Annotated in this window: 18 protein-coding genes; 12 read left to right on the top strand and 6 right to left on the bottom strand. The window is 70.5% G+C overall.

Features of this window, described 5'->3' with window-relative positions; genetic code table 11:
* The first annotated feature begins 94 nt into the window (after positions 1–94).
* Together ACFYY7_RS08545 and ACFYY7_RS08540 are read left to right on the top strand one after the other, a co-directional pair.
* Positions 95–757, top strand: coding sequence for a response regulator transcription factor (locus tag ACFYY7_RS08545; RefSeq protein ID WP_351265598.1), 663 nt, complete (start codon positions 95–97; stop codon positions 755–757).
* Positions 754–2,253, top strand: coding sequence for an ATP-binding protein (locus ACFYY7_RS08540; RefSeq protein WP_388658732.1), 1,500 nt, complete (start codon positions 754–756; stop codon positions 2,251–2,253). Before ACFYY7_RS08545 ends, ACFYY7_RS08540 begins: the two co-directional genes overlap by 4 nt.
* Positions 2,254–2,397: 144 nt before the next feature.
* On the opposite strand, the gene ACFYY7_RS08535 is transcribed toward ACFYY7_RS08540, so the two are convergent.
* The 4 genes from ACFYY7_RS08535 to ACFYY7_RS08520 all read right to left on the bottom strand — a co-directional run bounded on the left by ACFYY7_RS08535 (position 2,398) and on the right by ACFYY7_RS08520 (position 5,043).
* Positions 2,398–2,874 (bottom strand): MarR family winged helix-turn-helix transcriptional regulator, encoded by a 477-nt coding sequence (locus ACFYY7_RS08535; RefSeq protein WP_266729648.1) that lies wholly within the window; start codon positions 2,872–2,874, stop codon positions 2,398–2,400.
* Positions 2,875–2,999: 125 nt separating this feature from the next.
* Positions 3,000–3,764, bottom strand: coding sequence for an AIM24 family protein (locus ACFYY7_RS08530; RefSeq protein ID WP_388658729.1), 765 nt, complete (start codon positions 3,762–3,764; stop codon positions 3,000–3,002).
* Entirely contained in the window at positions 3,761–4,411 is a 651-nt protein-coding gene (locus ACFYY7_RS08525; protein WP_388658726.1) for an AIM24 family protein, read from the bottom strand. The genes ACFYY7_RS08530 and ACFYY7_RS08525 overlap by 4 nt, the downstream gene beginning before the upstream one ends.
* Positions 4,411–5,043, bottom strand: coding sequence for an AIM24 family protein (locus ACFYY7_RS08520; protein ID WP_388659754.1), 633 nt, complete (start codon positions 5,041–5,043; stop codon positions 4,411–4,413). Before ACFYY7_RS08520 ends, ACFYY7_RS08525 begins: the two co-directional genes overlap by 1 nt.
* Before the next feature lie 247 nt (positions 5,044–5,290).
* On the opposite strand from ACFYY7_RS08520, the gene ACFYY7_RS08515 reads away from it, so the two are divergent.
* A complete protein-coding gene (locus ACFYY7_RS08515) occupies positions 5,291–5,641 on the top strand; it encodes a DUF3817 domain-containing protein (RefSeq protein ID WP_093544066.1) in 351 nt (116 codons plus the stop codon).
* Positions 5,638–5,931: an MTH1187 family thiamine-binding protein gene (locus ACFYY7_RS08510; RefSeq protein WP_014048385.1), complete on the top strand. Its 294-nt coding sequence runs from the start codon at positions 5,638–5,640 to the stop codon at positions 5,929–5,931. The genes ACFYY7_RS08515 and ACFYY7_RS08510 overlap by 4 nt, the downstream gene beginning before the upstream one ends.
* A gap of 57 nt (positions 5,932–5,988) precedes the next feature.
* Here the strand turns inward: ACFYY7_RS08510 and ACFYY7_RS08505 are convergent, their stop codons facing one another.
* Positions 5,989–6,987, bottom strand: coding sequence for a DUF5937 family protein (locus tag ACFYY7_RS08505; protein ID WP_388658723.1), 999 nt, complete (start codon positions 6,985–6,987; stop codon positions 5,989–5,991).
* A 75-nt stretch (positions 6,988–7,062) separates the two neighbouring features.
* Between ACFYY7_RS08505 and ACFYY7_RS08500 the strand changes: the two genes are divergently transcribed.
* The 4 genes from ACFYY7_RS08500 (at position 7,063) to ACFYY7_RS08485 (ending at position 11,130) form a co-directional block, all read left to right on the top strand.
* On the top strand, positions 7,063–8,391 hold the full coding sequence (locus ACFYY7_RS08500) for an MFS transporter (protein WP_388658720.1): 1,329 nt from the start codon (positions 7,063–7,065) through the stop codon (positions 8,389–8,391).
* A gap of 10 nt (positions 8,392–8,401) precedes the next feature.
* Positions 8,402–8,911 carry a MarR family transcriptional regulator gene (locus ACFYY7_RS08495; protein ID WP_356086444.1) on the top strand — a complete coding sequence of 170 codons (510 nt, stop codon included), beginning with the start codon at positions 8,402–8,404 and terminating at the stop codon, positions 8,909–8,911.
* Between the two features lie 85 nt (positions 8,912–8,996).
* A complete protein-coding gene (locus tag ACFYY7_RS08490) occupies positions 8,997–9,329 on the top strand; it encodes a DUF3817 domain-containing protein (RefSeq protein WP_266729642.1) in 333 nt (110 codons plus the stop codon).
* A 100-nt stretch (positions 9,330–9,429) separates the two neighbouring features.
* A complete protein-coding gene (locus ACFYY7_RS08485; protein WP_383715320.1) occupies positions 9,430–11,130 on the top strand; it encodes a methylmalonyl-CoA mutase in 1,701 nt (566 codons plus the stop codon).
* 8 nt (positions 11,131–11,138) lie between these two features.
* Here ACFYY7_RS08485 and ACFYY7_RS08480 read toward each other — a convergent pair whose 3' ends face one another.
* Positions 11,139–11,768, bottom strand: coding sequence for a TetR/AcrR family transcriptional regulator (locus tag ACFYY7_RS08480; protein ID WP_388658716.1), 630 nt, complete (start codon positions 11,766–11,768; stop codon positions 11,139–11,141).
* A gap of 343 nt (positions 11,769–12,111) precedes the next feature.
* Between ACFYY7_RS08480 and ACFYY7_RS08475 the strand changes: the two genes are divergently transcribed.
* The 4 genes from ACFYY7_RS08475 to ACFYY7_RS08460 all read left to right on the top strand — a co-directional run bounded on the left by ACFYY7_RS08475 (position 12,112) and on the right by ACFYY7_RS08460 (position 16,254).
* Positions 12,112–13,089, top strand: a complete 978-nt coding sequence (locus tag ACFYY7_RS08475) for a tetratricopeptide repeat protein (RefSeq protein WP_388658714.1) — start codon at positions 12,112–12,114, stop codon at positions 13,087–13,089.
* A 599-nt stretch (positions 13,090–13,688) separates the two neighbouring features.
* On the top strand, positions 13,689–14,330 hold the full coding sequence (locus ACFYY7_RS08470; RefSeq protein WP_388658711.1) for a DUF6230 family protein: 642 nt from the start codon (positions 13,689–13,691) through the stop codon (positions 14,328–14,330).
* 93 nt (positions 14,331–14,423) lie between these two features.
* On the top strand, positions 14,424–14,990 hold the full coding sequence (locus ACFYY7_RS08465) for a DUF6114 domain-containing protein (RefSeq protein ID WP_388658710.1): 567 nt from the start codon (positions 14,424–14,426) through the stop codon (positions 14,988–14,990).
* The gene (locus tag ACFYY7_RS08460; RefSeq protein WP_388658707.1) at positions 14,980–16,254 is read left to right on the top strand and encodes a hypothetical protein; all 1,275 of its coding nucleotides are present in this window, start codon (positions 14,980–14,982) and stop codon (positions 16,252–16,254) included. Before ACFYY7_RS08465 ends, ACFYY7_RS08460 begins: the two co-directional genes overlap by 11 nt.
* Positions 16,255–16,271: the final 17 nt, after the last annotated feature.

Below are 16,271 nucleotides of genomic sequence, written 5' to 3'. Positions count from 1 at the left end.
CGGTTTCGACGAGGACCACATTGCCGGGGTGATGCTGAACGCAGCCTGAAGCCACCTGAAGCCGTCTTCAGGTTCGGTTTGCGACCCTGTGCGTATGCGCCTGTTGATCGTGGAGGACGAGAAGCGGCTCGCGACGGCCCTGGCCGCGGGGCTCACCGCCGAGGGCTTCGCCGTGGACGTCGTGCACGACGGCCTGGAAGGGCTGCACCGGGCCGCCGAAGGGGCGTACGACCTCATCGTCCTCGACATCATGCTGCCCGGGATGAACGGCTACCGGGTCTGCGCCGCCCTGCGCGCCGCCGGGCACGAGACGCCCATCCTGATGCTGACGGCGAAGGACGGGGAGTACGACGAGGCGGAGGGCCTCGACACCGGGGCCGACGACTATCTGACCAAGCCCTTCTCGTACGTGGTGCTGGTGGCGCGGATCCGGGCGCTGCTGCGGCGCCGGGGCGGCGGCTCCGGCTCGCCGGTGGTCACCGTCGGCGCCCTGCGCATGGACACCGCCGCCCGCCGCGTCCACCTCGGCGAGGCCGAGATCACCCTCACCACCAAGGAGTTCGCGGTGCTGGAACAGCTCGCGCTGCGGTCCGGGCAGGTGGTGAGCAAGGCGGACATCCTCGAACACGTCTGGGACTTCGCCTACGACGGCGACCCGAACATCGTCGAGGTGTACGTGAGCACGCTGCGGCGCAAACTCGGCCCGGCCGCCATCCGCACGGTGCGCGGCGCCGGGTACCGGCTGGAGGCGCTGTGAGGTCGGTCCGAGCCAGGGCCGCGCTCGGCGCCACCGTGGTGGTCGCCCTCGCCCTGATCGGCGCCGGGCTCTCCGTACTCCTCGTCCTTCGTGCCAACCTCACCGACCAGGCGGGGCTCCAGGCCGAGGTGGTGGCCCGGGAAGTGGCCGGGCAGCTCGCCCTCGACGTGCCGTACGACCGGCTGGAGATGCGCGACGAGGAGGACCATCCGGTCCAGGTGACCGACGAGGACGGGCGGGTGGTCGCCGTCTCCGAGGACCTCCGGGCGATCTCCGGCACCGGCACGGACCGGATCACGCCCGTCCCGGCCCCGGCCCCGGCCGCCGGGACGTCCGGCAGCGGAAGCGACGACAACGGGGGCGACGACGGAAGCGACGACGACAACGGGGGCGACGACGGAAGCGATGACGACGACAGTCACGCCACCCCCGCCCCCGGCCGCGGCGAAGTCGACTCCGACGAACCGGACTTCACCAACGGCACCGCGAACGTGGACGGCGAGACGGCCGACTACCGTTTCGCGTCCCTGCGGGCGACGACCCCCGCCGGGGTGACGCTGACCGTGCACGCGGGCGCCCCGCTGGCCGCCGAGCAGGAGGCCGTGGGCACGGTGCGCGGCGCGATGCTGATCGGGCTGCCGTTGCTGCTGCTCGTGGTCGCCGGGGTGACCTGGCTGGTGACCCGGCGGGCGCTGCGTCCGGTCGAGGGCATCCGGCGCGAGATGGCCGCGATCACCGCGTCCGAGGACCTGAGCCGGCGGGTGCCGGAGCCCGGCTCGCGCGACGAGGTCGCCCGGCTGGCCCGTACGACCAATGAGACGCTCACCGCTCTGGAGGCCTCCGTCGACCGGCAGCGGCGGTTCGTCGCGGACGCCTCGCACGAACTGCGCAGCCCGATCGCCTCGTTGCGCACCCAGCTGGAGGTGGGCGCGGCCCATCCGGAGCTGCTGGACCTGCCGGGCGCGGTCGCCGACACCGTACGGCTCCAGGCGCTGGCCGCCGATCTCCTGCTGCTGGCCAGGCTGGACGCGGGGGAGCGGCCGGGCCGTACGGTGGTGGACCTGGGCGCGCTGGTCCGCGAGGAGGTCTCGCAGCGCACCGGGGACCGGATCGCGGTGACGGTGTCGGTGCCGGACTCCGGGCCCTTCGAAGTGGCCGGATCGCGTGGGCAGTTGGCGCGGGTGATCGGCAATCTGCTGGACAACGCGGAGCGGCATGCGCGGAGCGCGGTGACCGTCTCGGTGCGGGCGGCGGAGCGGGGCGGCGTGGTCGTCGCCGTCACCGACGACGGGGCGGGCGTGCCACCGGACGAGCGCGAGCGGATCTTCGAACGTTTCGTACGGCTCGACGACGCCCGCACCCGGGACGACGGCGGCGCGGGTCTCGGCCTGGCCATCGCCCGGGACGTCGCCGTCCGGCACGGGGGCCGGCTGACGGTCGACGGTGCGCGGGAGGGCGGCGCCCGGTTCGAGCTCAGGCTGCCCGGCGCCGGCTGAACGCCGTGCCGGGCGAGCGCCGCGCCGGCTGGGCACTGCCTCGGCCGCACGCCGCGCCGGCCGAACACTGCCCGGGCCGGGCGCCGCGCCGGCGGGGTCACGCGCGGTGCGCGTCACCGGTGCCGGACGCGGCCCCGCCGCTGGTCACGCCTTGCCGCGTCGTCCTCGCAGATGCTCCGCGATCGGGGTCAGCGCCGCGTGCAGGTCCGCCAGCGCCTCCGGCGTCAGCAGGTCCATGAAGTGCTTGCGGACCGACGCCACGTGGTGCGGCGCCACCTTGCGCATCGTCTCCGCGCCGTCCTCGGTCAGGACCGCGTACAGACCGCGCCGGTCGGACTCGCAGTTCTCCCTGCGGACCAGGCCGGCGTTCTCCATGCGGGTGATCTGGTGCGAGAGCCTGCTCTTGGACTGCAGCGTCGCGGCGGCGAGGTCGCTCATCCGCATGCGCTGGTCGTCCGACTCCGAGAGATTCACCAGGATCTCGTAGTCGTTGTTGGTCAGGCCGAACGGCTGGAGATCCTTCTCCAGTTGGTGCATCAGCAGCCTGCTGACGTCCAGGTGGGTGCGCCAGGCGCACTGCTCCGCGTCGTTCAGCCAGCGGGTGGCCGTCTCGGTCTCCATATATGGATTCTACCTAAGAAGTTGAAAGCCGGACGAAGTAGGGGGGTGTGACGGTCCGCACCGGTCCGGAGACGGGTCCGACCGCGGGGTGCAGACGTTCGACGTCACGCTCCGCAGCCTACCGTTCACAAACCGAAGCGGCGCTGGAGGTCCCCGAGCTGACCGGGCATACGGGGTGAGGCGCCAGGTTGACCGCCCCCGCCCGGAACCCCGGCCTGCCCCGGCACCGTGCCCGTCGGCTGTTCGGCCATCAGGATCTCGGTCGACTGGAGCAGCACCGTGCCCGCGCCGACGAACTCGAACTGGTGCTCCTCGCCCGAGGTGCCCCCGATCCCCGTCAGCGACCGCAGTCCGCCCAGTACACCCGTCATGTAGCCGTGGTCGTAGTGGTGGCACGGCGAGGGGCAGTCCGCCCAGCCCACCAGGGCCTGCGGGTCGACCCGCAGCGGCGGCTCCATGAAGACCACCGGGCCGTTGGAGGCGGCCACGAACTTCCCCGTACCGATCAGGGTCAGAAATCCCGGCACGATCGACTGCTTGAGTGCCAGCGACGGCTGGTAGGCGAGGAGATTGCCCGACCTGATCGTCAGGTTCCCCTCGTCCAGGTCGTAGGAGTTCACGTCGAAGGCCCGGTCCGCGAGCAGCATCTTGCCGCTGCCCTCGGCGACCACCCAGTCGCTCGCGTGCAGCGGTGAGTGGAAGCTCGTACGGATCAGCCGCTCGAAGCGGCCGTGACCGATGCCGTTGAAATCGATCCGCCCGTAATAGGCGATCATCTTGCCCTTCTGCAGGAACCACTGGCTCCCCTTGAGCTCTACGCAGAAGGTGTACGAGTTGACGTTGTCGTCCGACGGCAGCGTCATCGGGTCGAAGACCACGGGCGTGCTCACAGCTTCTCCTCCGAGGCCTGTACGTACACCGCGCCACTGCCGCTCAGCTCCAGCTGGAACGCCTCGCCGGAGCCGCGCCCCACCATGTCGCGCCAGCCGAGCGCGGTCGAGAGCTTGTTCCGTACGTCGCCGTGGTGCGCGACGTACGCCTGCGGGTCCACATGGACGTCGCGGCCGGGAGTGATCGGCAGCTCGATCACCCCGCCGTGCGCCATCACCGCGACCGCGCCGTGGCCCTGGAGCGTGGTGGTGAACAGTCCCTGTCCGGTCACCTGGCCGCGCACCATGCCCATCACGCCGCCCTGCGAGCCCATGAACATGGTGCCCTGCTGGAGCGTCCCGTCGAAGGCGAGCAGCCGGTCGGCCTCCACGCAGAGGGTGTCCCCGGCCAGATTGATCACCTGGATGTGATGGCCGCCGTGGCCGAACATCACCGTTCCGCTGCCCTCGACCGTCATCAGCGGGGCCGCCTCGCCCGCCACCCGCCGGCCGATCATCGACATCACGCCGCCCTGGCCGCCCTGGATGTTCGGCGTGAACGACACCTCGCCGCGGTAGGCGAGCATCGCGCCCCGCTGGCTGTACATCTTCTGGCCGGGGACCACCGTCGCCTCGACCATCTTCGAGTTGATCTCGCGGAACGGCATCAGACATCGCCCCCGATGGTGTTCCGCTCGCTCGGCTGGACGTAGACCACGCCCTCTCCCTCGAACCGGATCTGGAAGGACTCCCCGGAGCCCTCGCCCATCAGCGTCCGGAAGTTCACCCCGGACTGGAAGTGCTGCTGGAGCTTGCCCTGGTGGGCGATGTAGGCGCCCGGGTCGACGAACAGCGGGTACTGGGCCGAGACCCGCAGCGCCACCGCCGCGCCGTCCGACATGATCGCCACCTGGCCGGTGCCCTCGACGGTGGTGGTGAACAGGCCGTTGCCGCTCGCCCCGCCGCGCAGACCGGTGAAGGTGGTGCCGGTGCGCAGCCCGGCGTCGGCGCACAGCAGATTGCTCGCCTCGACGTAGAGCTTGTCGCTGTGCAGCGAGACGAGGTTGATCTCGCTCGCGCGGTCCGCGAAATAGCAGGTGCCCTGGCCGGTCACCTCCATCACGGACATCTGCTCGCCGGTCAGCCGCCGGGTCACCATGCCGCGCAGCCCGTCACCGCCGCCGGTCATCTTCTTGAACGTCATCCGGCCGTCGTAGGCGACCATCGAGCCGTTCTTCGCCTTGACGGCGTCACCGGCCAGGTCGACGGCGAGCGTTCTGCTGCCTTGGAGTCGGAACATTGCCACGGAGCGACGTTAACGCCAGGCCGCCCGGCCCGGACAGGGCCCGGGGGAGGATCTCCGGCCCCGAACCGCCCCTGATACGCATCCGGTACCGGACCCGTACGCAACCGGGACGTATGACCCGGCGCCTGCGACCCTCCGGTATCGGGCCCCGGCGCCGGGCACCGACCGCGCCGATGTCACAATGGGTCCGCTTGTGCCTGTATTCACAAGCTGTCACCGTCCTCCCACCGAAGGTGCCCCCGTGGACATCAAGACCGCTACCGCCCTGCACCGGCTGCGCCTCATCTCGATTCCCGAGGCGCTCTCCTTCCCGGCACTGATCATCTTCGGCTCGGTCCTCAGCCGGGTCTCCGACATCGACTTCCTGATGATGCCGCTGGGCATCCTGCACGGCGTGCTCTTCGTGATCTACGCCGTCCTGCTGCTCGACGTCTGGGCCAAGACCAAGTGGCCGCTGAAGCGCGTCGCGCTCTTCTTCCTGCTCGCGCTGCTGCCGTTCGGCGGGCTGTACGGCGACAAGCTGCTCAAGCGCTACGAGGCCGACGGCGTCATCGCCGCCCGCGCCCGCCGCGAAGGCGTGGTCAGCGCATGATCGTCGCGTTCTCGGTCAGCCCGCTCGGTGTCGGTGAGGACGTCGGCGAGTACGTCGCCGACGCCGTCCGGGTCGTCCGCGAGTCCGGCCTGCCCAACCGCACGGACGCCATGTTCACCTCCGTGGAAGGTGAATGGGACGAAGTCATGGACGTCGTCAAGCGTGCCGTCGCCGCCGTCGAGGCCCGCGCCGGACGCGTCTCCCTCGTGCTGAAGGCCGACATCCGCCCCGGCGTCACCGACGGCCTGACCTCCAAGGTCGAGACGGTCGAGCGCTACCTCGCGGACTGACGCCCCGCCCGCGACGCCCCCGTGACGAGCCCCCGGCCCCCGGCCCGGGGGCTCGCCTCATTCCGCCCGGCCGCGCTCCGGCACGGCCAGGGCGATCCCGAGCGGAGTCCGCTCGTACAGCACCTGATGCCCGTACCGGCGCGACGTCAGCAGCCCCGCCGCACGCAGCACCGACAGATGCTCCGACACGGAGGACACCGCGAGGCCCAGACGGTGCGCGAGCGCGCTCGGGCCGGCTGGTTCGTCGAGCGCGCACAGGACATCGGCCCGGCCGCGCCCCAGCAGCCGGGCGAGCGCCTGCGGGGTGCGGTCGGCGGGTTCCGTCCACAGCCCGCCGATGCCGCGTGCCGGGTAGACGATCGCGGGCTGCCACGGCGGTTCGAAGCCGCTGACCGCGTCCGGCCAGCAGAAGACGCTGGGGATCAGGACCAGCCCCTGCCCGCCCAGCACCCGGGTGTGCCTGCCGCGCGTCCCGATGATGGTGAGCGTCGAATCCGACCAGCTCAGCTGGGGGCTCAACTCACCCAGCAGCCGCTCGAAGCCGACCGCGGCGAGCCGCCGCGAGTGGTAGGCGATGTCCGCCTCCAGCAGCGCGCGCAGCCGCGGCCAGTGCGGCTCGATCAGCACCCGCCAGGCCTGCTCCAGCAGGCCGGCCAGATACCGGGCGGTCCCGACCGGATCGGCGAGCATCGCCTGTCCGGTGGGGGAGCGCAGCAGTTCGGGCCGGTTGGCCAGTGACAGCGCGATGTCCCGGCGGGCGACCTCCGGATCGACGGACCGCACCCCGGCGATCTCCTCCTCGAAGGTGGTGACCGGACCGGGCGGCGGCGGGCTGAAGAAGTCGGGGTTGTGCCCGTGCCGTGCCATCAGCTGCCACAGCGGCCCGAGTTCGAGGCCGTCGGCCGCGTCGCGGATCAGCCGGAGCCACGGCAGGTGGTACCCGTGCCGCTCGGGCTGGGCCAGGACGCGCACGGCCGCCTGGGTCTCGCCGAGCGGTGACAGCGCGAACCGGCAGCGCAGCAGATCGCCCCCGTCGAGGTGCAGCTGGAAGGACATGCGCGGCCCCCCCCGTAACTTTCGGTGTGGGCCGAAAGTCTACGGAGAGCCGCTGCAGGCCCCCAGGCTGCGACCATGCCGTCAGACCCCGAAAACCCCGCGGTCCCTCCCGCCCCCGGGGCGACCGCCCCCGACGCGGCCGACGCCGGTACCTCCGGCGGCTACCGCGCAGTCTTCGCCGTCCGGGAGTTCCGGGCGGTCTTCGCCGCGCATCTGCTCTCCCTCCTCGGCGTCGTCGTCAGCGAGCTCGCCCTCACCGTCCTGGTGTACGGGCTCACCGGCTCGCCCCTGCTCGGCGCGCTCACCTTCGCGCTCGGCCTTCTCCCGTACCTGGTGGGAGGCACCCTCTTCGCCGGGGTCGCCGACCGCTACCCCGCCCGCCGGGTCCTCGTCACCTGCGATCTGATCTGTGCCGGCTGCGTCACCGTGATGATGCTGCCGGGCACCCCGGTCGGCGGACTGCTCGCGCTGCGCTGCCTGATCGCCGCCGTCTCGCCGGTCTTCACCGGGACGCGGATGGCCGCGCTCACGGACATCCTGGGCGAGGGCGAGCGCTATGTCCTCGGCCGCTCGCTGCTGCGGATCGTCTCGCAGAGCGCGCTGCTCGCCGGCTTCGGGGCGGGTGGGGTGCTGCTCGCCGTGTTCTCGCCCCGGGGTGCGATCACGGTCACCGCGGTGACCTTCCTCTGCTCGGCTGCCTTGCTCCGCTTCGGCACCCGGGACCGGCCCGCCAGGTCCGACGGGGGCCGTCGTGACGCCCTGCTCAAGGAATCGCTCGCCGGAGCCCGCGACCTGCTCGGGAACCGCAGGATCCGCGCGCTGATGCTGCTCTTCTGGGTGCCCCCGCTGTTCGTCGTCGCACCGGAGGCGCTGGCCGCCCCGTACGCGGACGAGATCGGGGCCGGCCCCGTCGCGCTGGGGCTGCTGATGTGTGCGATGCCCATCGGCCAGATCGTCGCCGAACTCTACGTCGGCACGGCGCTCGGCTCCCGGCTGCGCGCCCTGGTCGTGCTGCCGGCCGCCGTCGCGGGACCGCTGCCCCTGGTGGTGTACGGACTGCGCCCGGGCATGGTCGCGACCGCGCTCGCGCTGGTGCTCGCCGGGGCGGGCGGGGCGTACGTCATCGGCCTCGACCAGTGGTTCGTCGAAGCCGTCCCGGAGGCGCTGCGCGGCAGGGCCATGACCCTGCTCACCGCCGGACTGATGACGCTCCAGGGGGTCGGTATGGCCCTTGCCGGGCTCGCCGCCGAGTTCCTCCCCGTGCACCAGGTGGTCGCCGGAGCCGGTGCGGTCGGCGCCCTCTGTCTGCTGCCGCTCGTCCTGGAGGTCAGGAGGACCGCCCCCGGCCACCGTATTCGGACCGAAGTTCGAGACGGGGCTGACCAGCATATGACCAGTGGGTAAGGTCGGTGCCGTGCCGAAGCCGCTCAGTCTCCCCTTCGATCCCATCGCCCGCGCCGACGAACTCTGGCAGCAGCGCTGGGGCCCCGTGCCCTCGATGGGGGCGATCACCTCGATCATGCGCGCACAGCAGATCCTGCTCGCCGAGGTCGACGCGGTGGTCAAGCCGTACGGACTGACCTTCGCCCGCTACGAGGCGCTGGTGCTGCTCACCTTCTCCAAGGCCGGCGAGCTGCCGATGTCCAAGATCGGCGAGCGGCTCATGGTCCACCCCACCTCCGTCACCAACACCGTGGACCGGCTGGTGCGCTCCGGCCTGGTCGCCAAGCGCCCCAACCCCAACGACGGCCGCGGCACCCTCGCCTCCATCACCGACAAGGGCCGCGAGGTCGTCGAGGCGGCGACCAGGGACCTGGTCGACATGGAGTTCGGGCTCGGGGCGTACGACGCCGAGGAGTGCGCGGAGATCTTCGCGATGCTGCGCCCGCTGCGGGTCGCCGCCCACGACTTCGAAGAGGCGTAGCGAAGGAAACACGGGGCGTAGAACGGCGTTTCGAGAGCCCGGCCCGCTGCAAGATCGCCCCGGTCGTCCGGTTAGTCTCGATGCCATGAAACGCAGTGTGCTGACCCGGTACCGGGTGATGGCCTACGTCACCGCCGTCATGTTGCTGGTGCTCTGCACCTGCATGGTCTTCAAGTACGGATTCGAGACGGGCGAGGGCCTGACGCTCGTCGTCTCCCAGATCCACGGTGTGCTCTACATCATCTACCTGATCTTCGCCTTCGATCTCGGCTCCAAGGCGAAGTGGCCGATGGGCAAGCTCCTCTGGGTGCTGATCTCCGGCACCATCCCGACGGCCGCGTTCTTCGTCGAGCGCAAGGTCGTCCGCGAGGTCGAGCCGCTGATCGTCGACGGCGCCCCCGCGACCGCCAAGGCCTGACCCGGCGGGACCCCGGTCCGCGCCGCCCGAACCGCCCCGTGCGAAGCACCGGGCGGTTTGCCATCGACATTTACTAGGACGTCCTAGTAAATTCGATGGTATGGACGCTGACGCGATCGAGGAAGGCCGCCGCCGCTGGCAGGCCCGTTACGACAAGGCCCGCAAGCGTGACGCGGACTTCACCACACTCTCCGGGGATCCGGTGGAGCCCGTGTACGGCCCCCGCCCCGGGGACACGTACGAGGGGTTCGAGCGGATCGGCTGGCCCGGTGAGTACCCCTTCACCCGGGGGCTCTACCCGACCGGCTACCGCGGCCGGACCTGGACCATCCGCCAGTTCGCCGGCTTCGGGAACGCCGAGCAGACCAACGAGCGCTACAAGATGATCCTGGCCGCGGGCGGCGGCGGGCTCAGCGTCGCCTTCGACATGCCGACGCTGATGGGCCGCGACTCCGACGACCCCCGCTCGCTCGGCGAGGTCGGGCACTGCGGTGTGGCCATCGACTCCGCCGCCGACATGGAGGTCCTCTTCAAGGACATCCCGCTCGGCGACGTCACGACGTCCATGACGATCAGCGGCCCCGCCGTTCCGGTCTTCTGCATGTACCTGGTCGCGGCCGAGCGCCAGGGGGTCGACCCGGGCGTGCTCAACGGCACGCTCCAGACCGACATCTTCAAGGAGTACATCGCGCAGAAGGAGTGGCTCTTCCAGCCCGAGCCCCATCTGCGCCTCATCGGCGACCTGATGGAGCACTGCGCCCGGGACATTCCCGCCTACAAGCCGCTCTCCGTCTCCGGCTACCACATCCGCGAGGCCGGGGCGACGGCGGCGCAGGAGCTCGCTTACACCCTCGCCGACGGCTTCGGCTACGTGGAGCTCGGCCTCTCCCGCGGCCTGGACGTCGACACCTTCGCGCCCGGCCTCTCCTTCTTCTTCGACGCGCACCTCGACTTCTTCGAGGAGATCGCCAAGTTCCGTGCGGCCCGCCGGATCTGGGCCCGCTGGATGAAGGAGACGTACGGGGCGAAGACCGACAAGGCGCAGTGGCTCCGCTTCCACACCCAGACCGCCGGCGTCTCGCTCACCGCCCAGCAGCCGTACAACAACGTCGTACGGACGGCCGTCGAGGCGCTCTCGGCGGTGCTCGGCGGCACCAACTCGCTGCACACCAACGCCCTCGACGAGACTCTCGCGCTCCCCTCCGAGCAGGCCGCCGAGATCGCCCTGCGCACCCAGCAGGTGCTGATGGAGGAGACCGGCGTCGCCAACGTGGCCGACCCGCTGGGCGGTTCCTGGTACGTCGAGCAGCTCACCGACCGGATCGAGGCCGACGCCGAGAAGATCTTCGAGCAGATCAAGGAGCGCGGCACCCGGGCCCACCCGGACGGGCAGCACCCCATCGGGCCGATCACCTCCGGCATCCTGCGCGGCATCGAGGACGGCTGGTTCACCGGCGAGATCGCCGAGTCCGCCTTCCGCTACCAGCAGTCGCTGGAGAAGGGCGACAAGCGGGTCGTCGGCGTCAACGTCCACCACGGCTCGGTCACCGGCGACCTGGAGATCCTGCGGGTCAGCCACGAGGTCGAGCGCGAGCAGGTCCGGGTGCTCGGCGGCCGCAAGGACGCCCGCGACGACGCCCGGGTCAAGTCGGCTCTGGACGCGATGCTGGCCGCCGCCCGCGACGGCTCCAACATGATCGCGCCGATGCTGGACGCGGTACGGGCCGAGGCGACGCTCGGCGAGATCTGCGGCGTCCTGCGCGACGAGTGGGGCAGCTACACGGAGCCGCCCGGCTTCTGAGCCAGGAGCTACGCGGAGGCCGCTGCCTTCAGCCCCGCGAGCAGCAGCACGGTGAAGCGCCGGGCCCAGTCCGCGTCGACGGGCTCGGCGCTCACCAGGGCCCGGTGCACGACCGCACCGGCGATCACATCGAAGATCAGATCCGCGGTCGCCGCCGCCGTGTCCTCGTCCTGCTCGACGGGCAACTCCCCGCGCTCCTGAGCCCGTCGGCGGCCCTGGAGCACCAGCCGCTTCTGCCGGTCCACGATCGAGTCGCGGATCCGGTTCCGCAGCGCCTCGTCGCGCGTCGACTCCGCGACCACCGCCATCAGCGCGGTCTGGGTCTCCGGCCGCTCCAGCAGCGCGGCGAACTGCAGCACCACCGCCTGCACATCGGCCGACAGGCTGCCCAGATCGGGCAGTTCCAGCTCGTCGAAGAGGACCGCGACGGCGTCCACGACCAGCTCGTTCTTGCCCGCCCACCGCCGGTACAGGGTCGTCTTGGCCACCCCGGCCCGCGTCGCCACATCGCTCATGGTCAGCTTCGACCAGCCGAGGTCGACCAGCGAGGCCCTGGTCGCCTCCAGGATCGCTTCATCTGCCGCGGCACTGCGCGGACGTCCCGCTCGAAGGGGTTTGGGGTGGCTGCGGCTCAGCATGCCGTGACCATACCGGTCAGTAAGTAGAACCGGCCGGTCCCGGTCGCCGTGAGACAGATCACCGATAGCACCTGTGCGCGAGGGGTGGCCGGCAGTTACGCTACGGGTCGTAGCGTAAGGACGACGATCATGCCGTCGTGACGCCGCAACCGAATGACAGCCACAGGCACCGGGTGGGGACCCGGCGCCGAACCGGGTCTTTCAGGGGCCCTCGGCCGTGTCTGCGAAATCACGGCCTCGAACCGTGTCCGCCCGTACGCCCCGCACACCGGCCGGGGCTGCGGACGGGCGCGGTTCCCGTATCGCTTTCCGGATCGGTGCACCGAGGGGGGAGGATGTACGTATGCAGCCTAGGAACATGTCCATGAGCGGCGTCGTCGACCTCGCCGCTGTGAAGGCGGCCGGCGAGGCCAAGGTGAAGGCGGAGCAGGCCCGTGCGGAGGCCTCCCGGCAGGGTGGTGGCGGCGCGGTACCGCCGTCCGCCCTGGTGATCGATGTCGATGAGGCGGGCTTCGAGAACGATGTCCTGCAGCGTTCCGCCGAGGTCCCGGTCGTCATCGACTTCTGGGCCGAGTGGTGCGAGCCGTGCAAGCAGCTGGGCCCGCTCCTGGAGCGCCTGGCCCGTGAGTACAACGGCCGCTTCGTGCTGGCCAAGGTCGATGTCGACGCCAACCAGATGCTGATGCAGCAGTTCGGTATCCAGGGCATCCCGGCGGTCTTCGCCGTCGTCGCCGGGCAGGCCCTCCCGCTCTTCCAGGGCGCGGCCCCCGAGGCCCAGATCCGGCAGACGCTGGACCAGCTGATCCAGGTCGGCGAGGAGCGGTTCGGGCTCACCGGGATCGTGGTCGACCAGGACGCCGCTGACGGGGCTGCCGACCAGGCTCCGGCCGAGGCGCCCGCGGGGCCGTACGACGCCCTGCTCGAAGCGGCCGTACAGGCCCTGGACGCCGACGACTTCGCCGGTGCCGTCCAGGCGTACAAGAACGTCCTGTCCGACGACCCGGCCAACACCGAGGCCAAGCTCGGCCTCGCCCAGGCCGAACTCCTCTCCCGGGTCAAGGACATGGACGCCCAGCAGGTCCGCGAGGAGGCCGCCGCGAAGCCGGCCGATGTCGCGGCGCAGCTCGCCGCCGCCGACCTGGATCTGGTCGGTGGTCACGTCGAGGACGCCTTCGGCCGGCTCGTCGAGACGGTGCGGCGCAACTTCGGCGACGACCGGGACACCGCGCGGCTGCGGCTGCTGGAGCTGTTCGAGGTGATCGGCCCCGACGATCCGCGGGTCGGTGCCGCGCGTACGGCGCTGGCGCGGGTCTTGTTCTGATGTGACAAGCGGCCGCGGTACCCCGCCGGGGACCGCGGCCGTTTTCGCGATCGGGCGATAAGAGACGGCCTTGCTTTACCAAATCTTGATAAAGCAAGGGCCTGTTACTCGGAGTAAATCAAGCACCGGGATCTGTCCGTATTGGCGCAGCGATCCCCCTTTCGTCCCTCACCCCGAAGCCACCCTGTGTGGCCGGGCGGTACCAGCCGGTCGCGCATCGGTTATCGGGCCGTTACTAGCGAGTAACGAACCCCCTTGTGTCACGGGCGGGAATGCACCACGATCGGCCACGCTCGGTCCAATAACGCCAGCCCGGCTGCCAGTCGGTGCGGCGGCCCTGTTGGGTCCCCACCGAGTGGGCCGGCGGCAGTGACGCGGGCTCCGGACAGGGGGGTTCCTGTCGTCCGGCAGGGCCTGTCCGATACGGGTTGCGCGAATGCGTGGCCAGTGGTTGTCGCTCGGGGGTGATCGCCGGTGATTCGGACGCGGTTCATGCCTCCGTCCGCAGGCGCTCTCCTTGCCGAGGACGTAGCACTTCTCCCATCCCAGGACGGGCCCAGGCCCGGACCGGAGATGTACGTCCGAGAAGGAGGAAAATTATGAGTTCCCAGGTTCGTGGCGGCACCAGATGGAAGCGTTTCGCTCTGGTCATGGTGCCGAGCGTCGTCGCGACCGCGGCGGTGGGTGTCGGTCTGGCGCAGGGTGCCCTCGCGGCGTCCTTCAGCGTGTCCGGCCAGAGCTTCAAGGTGAGCACCGACAAGCTCGTCGGCCATGACTTCGTCCAGTACGGCTCCGTCGCCACGGGTATGAACCCCGAGGGCAAGAACGGGGCTCACGCCGTTGCCGTGTCCGGCTTCAGCGATGCCACGATCACCAACATGTGCCAGTCGGTGGTCACGCCGAACCTGCCGTTCGGTCTGGGCACCGTCACGCTGCAGCTGAAGGCGGGCACCAACCCGAAGAAGCCGGTCGAGGCGACCAACCTGTACCTCGATGTCGCCGAGCTCGACGCCGACGCGTACTTCGAGAACATCGACATCGGTGTCGCCGCCGGTGACATGGGCAAGCCCGGCATCCAGGCCGGTACCGAGAAGGCCGTCAACCCGAACGGCTTCGCGCAGCGCGCCGAGACGGTGACGCTGACCGACGTCAAGCAGACGGCATGGGCGACCACTGCCGGCACCTTCAAGCTCAGCAACCTGAGCCTGCGGCTGCACAGTGGCACCAAGGAGTGCTACTAGCACCCGCCGGGTGGCCGGAGCGCTCCCTGGGGGACTCCGGCCGCCCACCCATTCTCTTCTCACAGCAGTACCGGTTCCAGGGAGCTGTTTTCCATGAGCCCCGAGTCCACAGGGCAGAACGAGCACTACCTCCGCGTCTTCTGGCGGAGATTCCGCACCTGGCGGGGTAACCGGCCGTTCTGGGCGGGCCTGTTCACCATCGTGGGTGGTCTACCCATCGCGTACTTTCCGTACGCCAATATGCACCTCGGCAACGTCACACTGGCGATGTCCACCACTGCCGGTGCCGGTTCCCTGATCATCGGGATCCTGCTCATCACGCTGGGTCTCACCATGTGGTTCCACCACATCGTGAGGGTGTTCGCCGGAGTCGCCGCGATCCTCCTGGCGCTGATCTCGATACCGGTCGCCAACATCGGCGGCTTCCTGGTCGGCTTCCTGTTCGCCCTGCTGGGTGGGGCGCTCTCCATCTCCTGGGCCCCGGGTGAGCCGACGCCGGACGCCAGGCCGGCCGGCATGGCGGGGGAGAAGTCCGGGGCCGTCCCCGGCACGCAGGAGTCGGGACCCGAGTTCCACAGCACGGCAGCGGTGCCCCAGCAGCAGCCGGAGCAGTACGACACGACAGTTGAGGTCGACGGCGGGAGGCACCGTGCGGGGTGACGAGAGGCAGCTGAACTCGACCGGGGAGGAGTCCGGTACGAGAGGCGGACCGCGCCACGCGGCCCCCAGGAAGTCCTTGCTGACGAAGCTGCACATACCCGCGGGCAAGGCGTTCGCGCTCGCCGCGATGCCGACGGCCGTCTTCGTGGGCATGGGGCTCACCCCCAAGCTCGCGCTGGCCGACGACAGCTCCGACATCCCGTTCGCGCCCGGTCCCTGCGTGACCCGCTCCGACGAGCCGAGCGAGGAGCCCTCGCCGTCCGCGTCGAAGTCGCCGACCCCGTCCCCCTCCGCCACCGACTCCGGTGACAAGGGCGGTTCGGCGACCCCGAAGCCTTCGACGACCCCGTCCGCGAGCGACGAGGCCCAGCCGAAGGCGAAGGCAGCCGAAGCCGGGACCCGGGCCGACGCACCGGCCGCCACGCCGAGCGCCTCGCCCACCCCCACGAAGTCGACGAACCCGCTCGACCCGCTGGGCGTCGGCGACGCGCTCAGGGACCTCTTCGACGGACCGGACAAGGAGACGGCGAGCCCGTCCCCGAGTGCGAGCACCGCGTCCCCGAAGCCCTCGGCGACCGACACCGTGGAGAAGCCCACGGAGAAGCCCGTCGAGAAGGCCGCCGACGCCGCGAGGGAGACGGCCGACAAGACCGCCGCCGCCATCCGCGAGGCCGCCGACAAGGCAGGCAAGTCGGTCGAGGAGCTCGACGAGGACGTCAAGGGGCTCGACGCCAAGAAGGACGAGGACATCCCGGACGGCGCCAAGGAGCGCTTCCCGTGTCCCACCGCCGACCCCGAGGCACTGGCCGCGGCCGATCTGGAGACCGGCGTCCCGCTGCTCCCGGACGACCCGTGGATCCTGGAGAGCTCGATGCTCACCCTCAGCGGGCTCGACTACAAGGGCATCGTCGAGGTGAAGACGTACGGCGGCAAGGTCAAGAAGGTGCTGAAGTTCACCGCCAGCTCCATCGACATCGACAACCTTCACCAGAAGACCGTCGGTCCGGCCGGAACGACGGCCCATGTCGAGGCGCGGAAGGGCTCCAAGTCCACCATCCGCCACGGCACGGTGACGATGTACACGGAGGAGCTGAAGGGCAACCTCTTCGGCCTCATCCCGGTGACGTTCAGCCCGGAGACACCGCCTCCGCTGAACGTGCCCTTCGCCTTCTTCACCAAGGTCAAGGTCACCCAGGCCGGCCAGTTCGGCGGCTCGCTCAGGATTCCCGGGCTGCACAACTACTTCACCGGCGCCAACAGCTAGCCGGCACCGTCCCGTCC

Source organism: Streptomyces sp. NPDC001933, assembly GCF_042890955.1.
In the GTDB taxonomy this organism is placed as follows: domain Bacteria; phylum Actinomycetota; class Actinomycetes; order Streptomycetales; family Streptomycetaceae; genus Streptomyces.
Note: the sequence above shows the minus strand (reverse complement) of the source record. Positions and strands in the feature narration are given on the sequence as shown.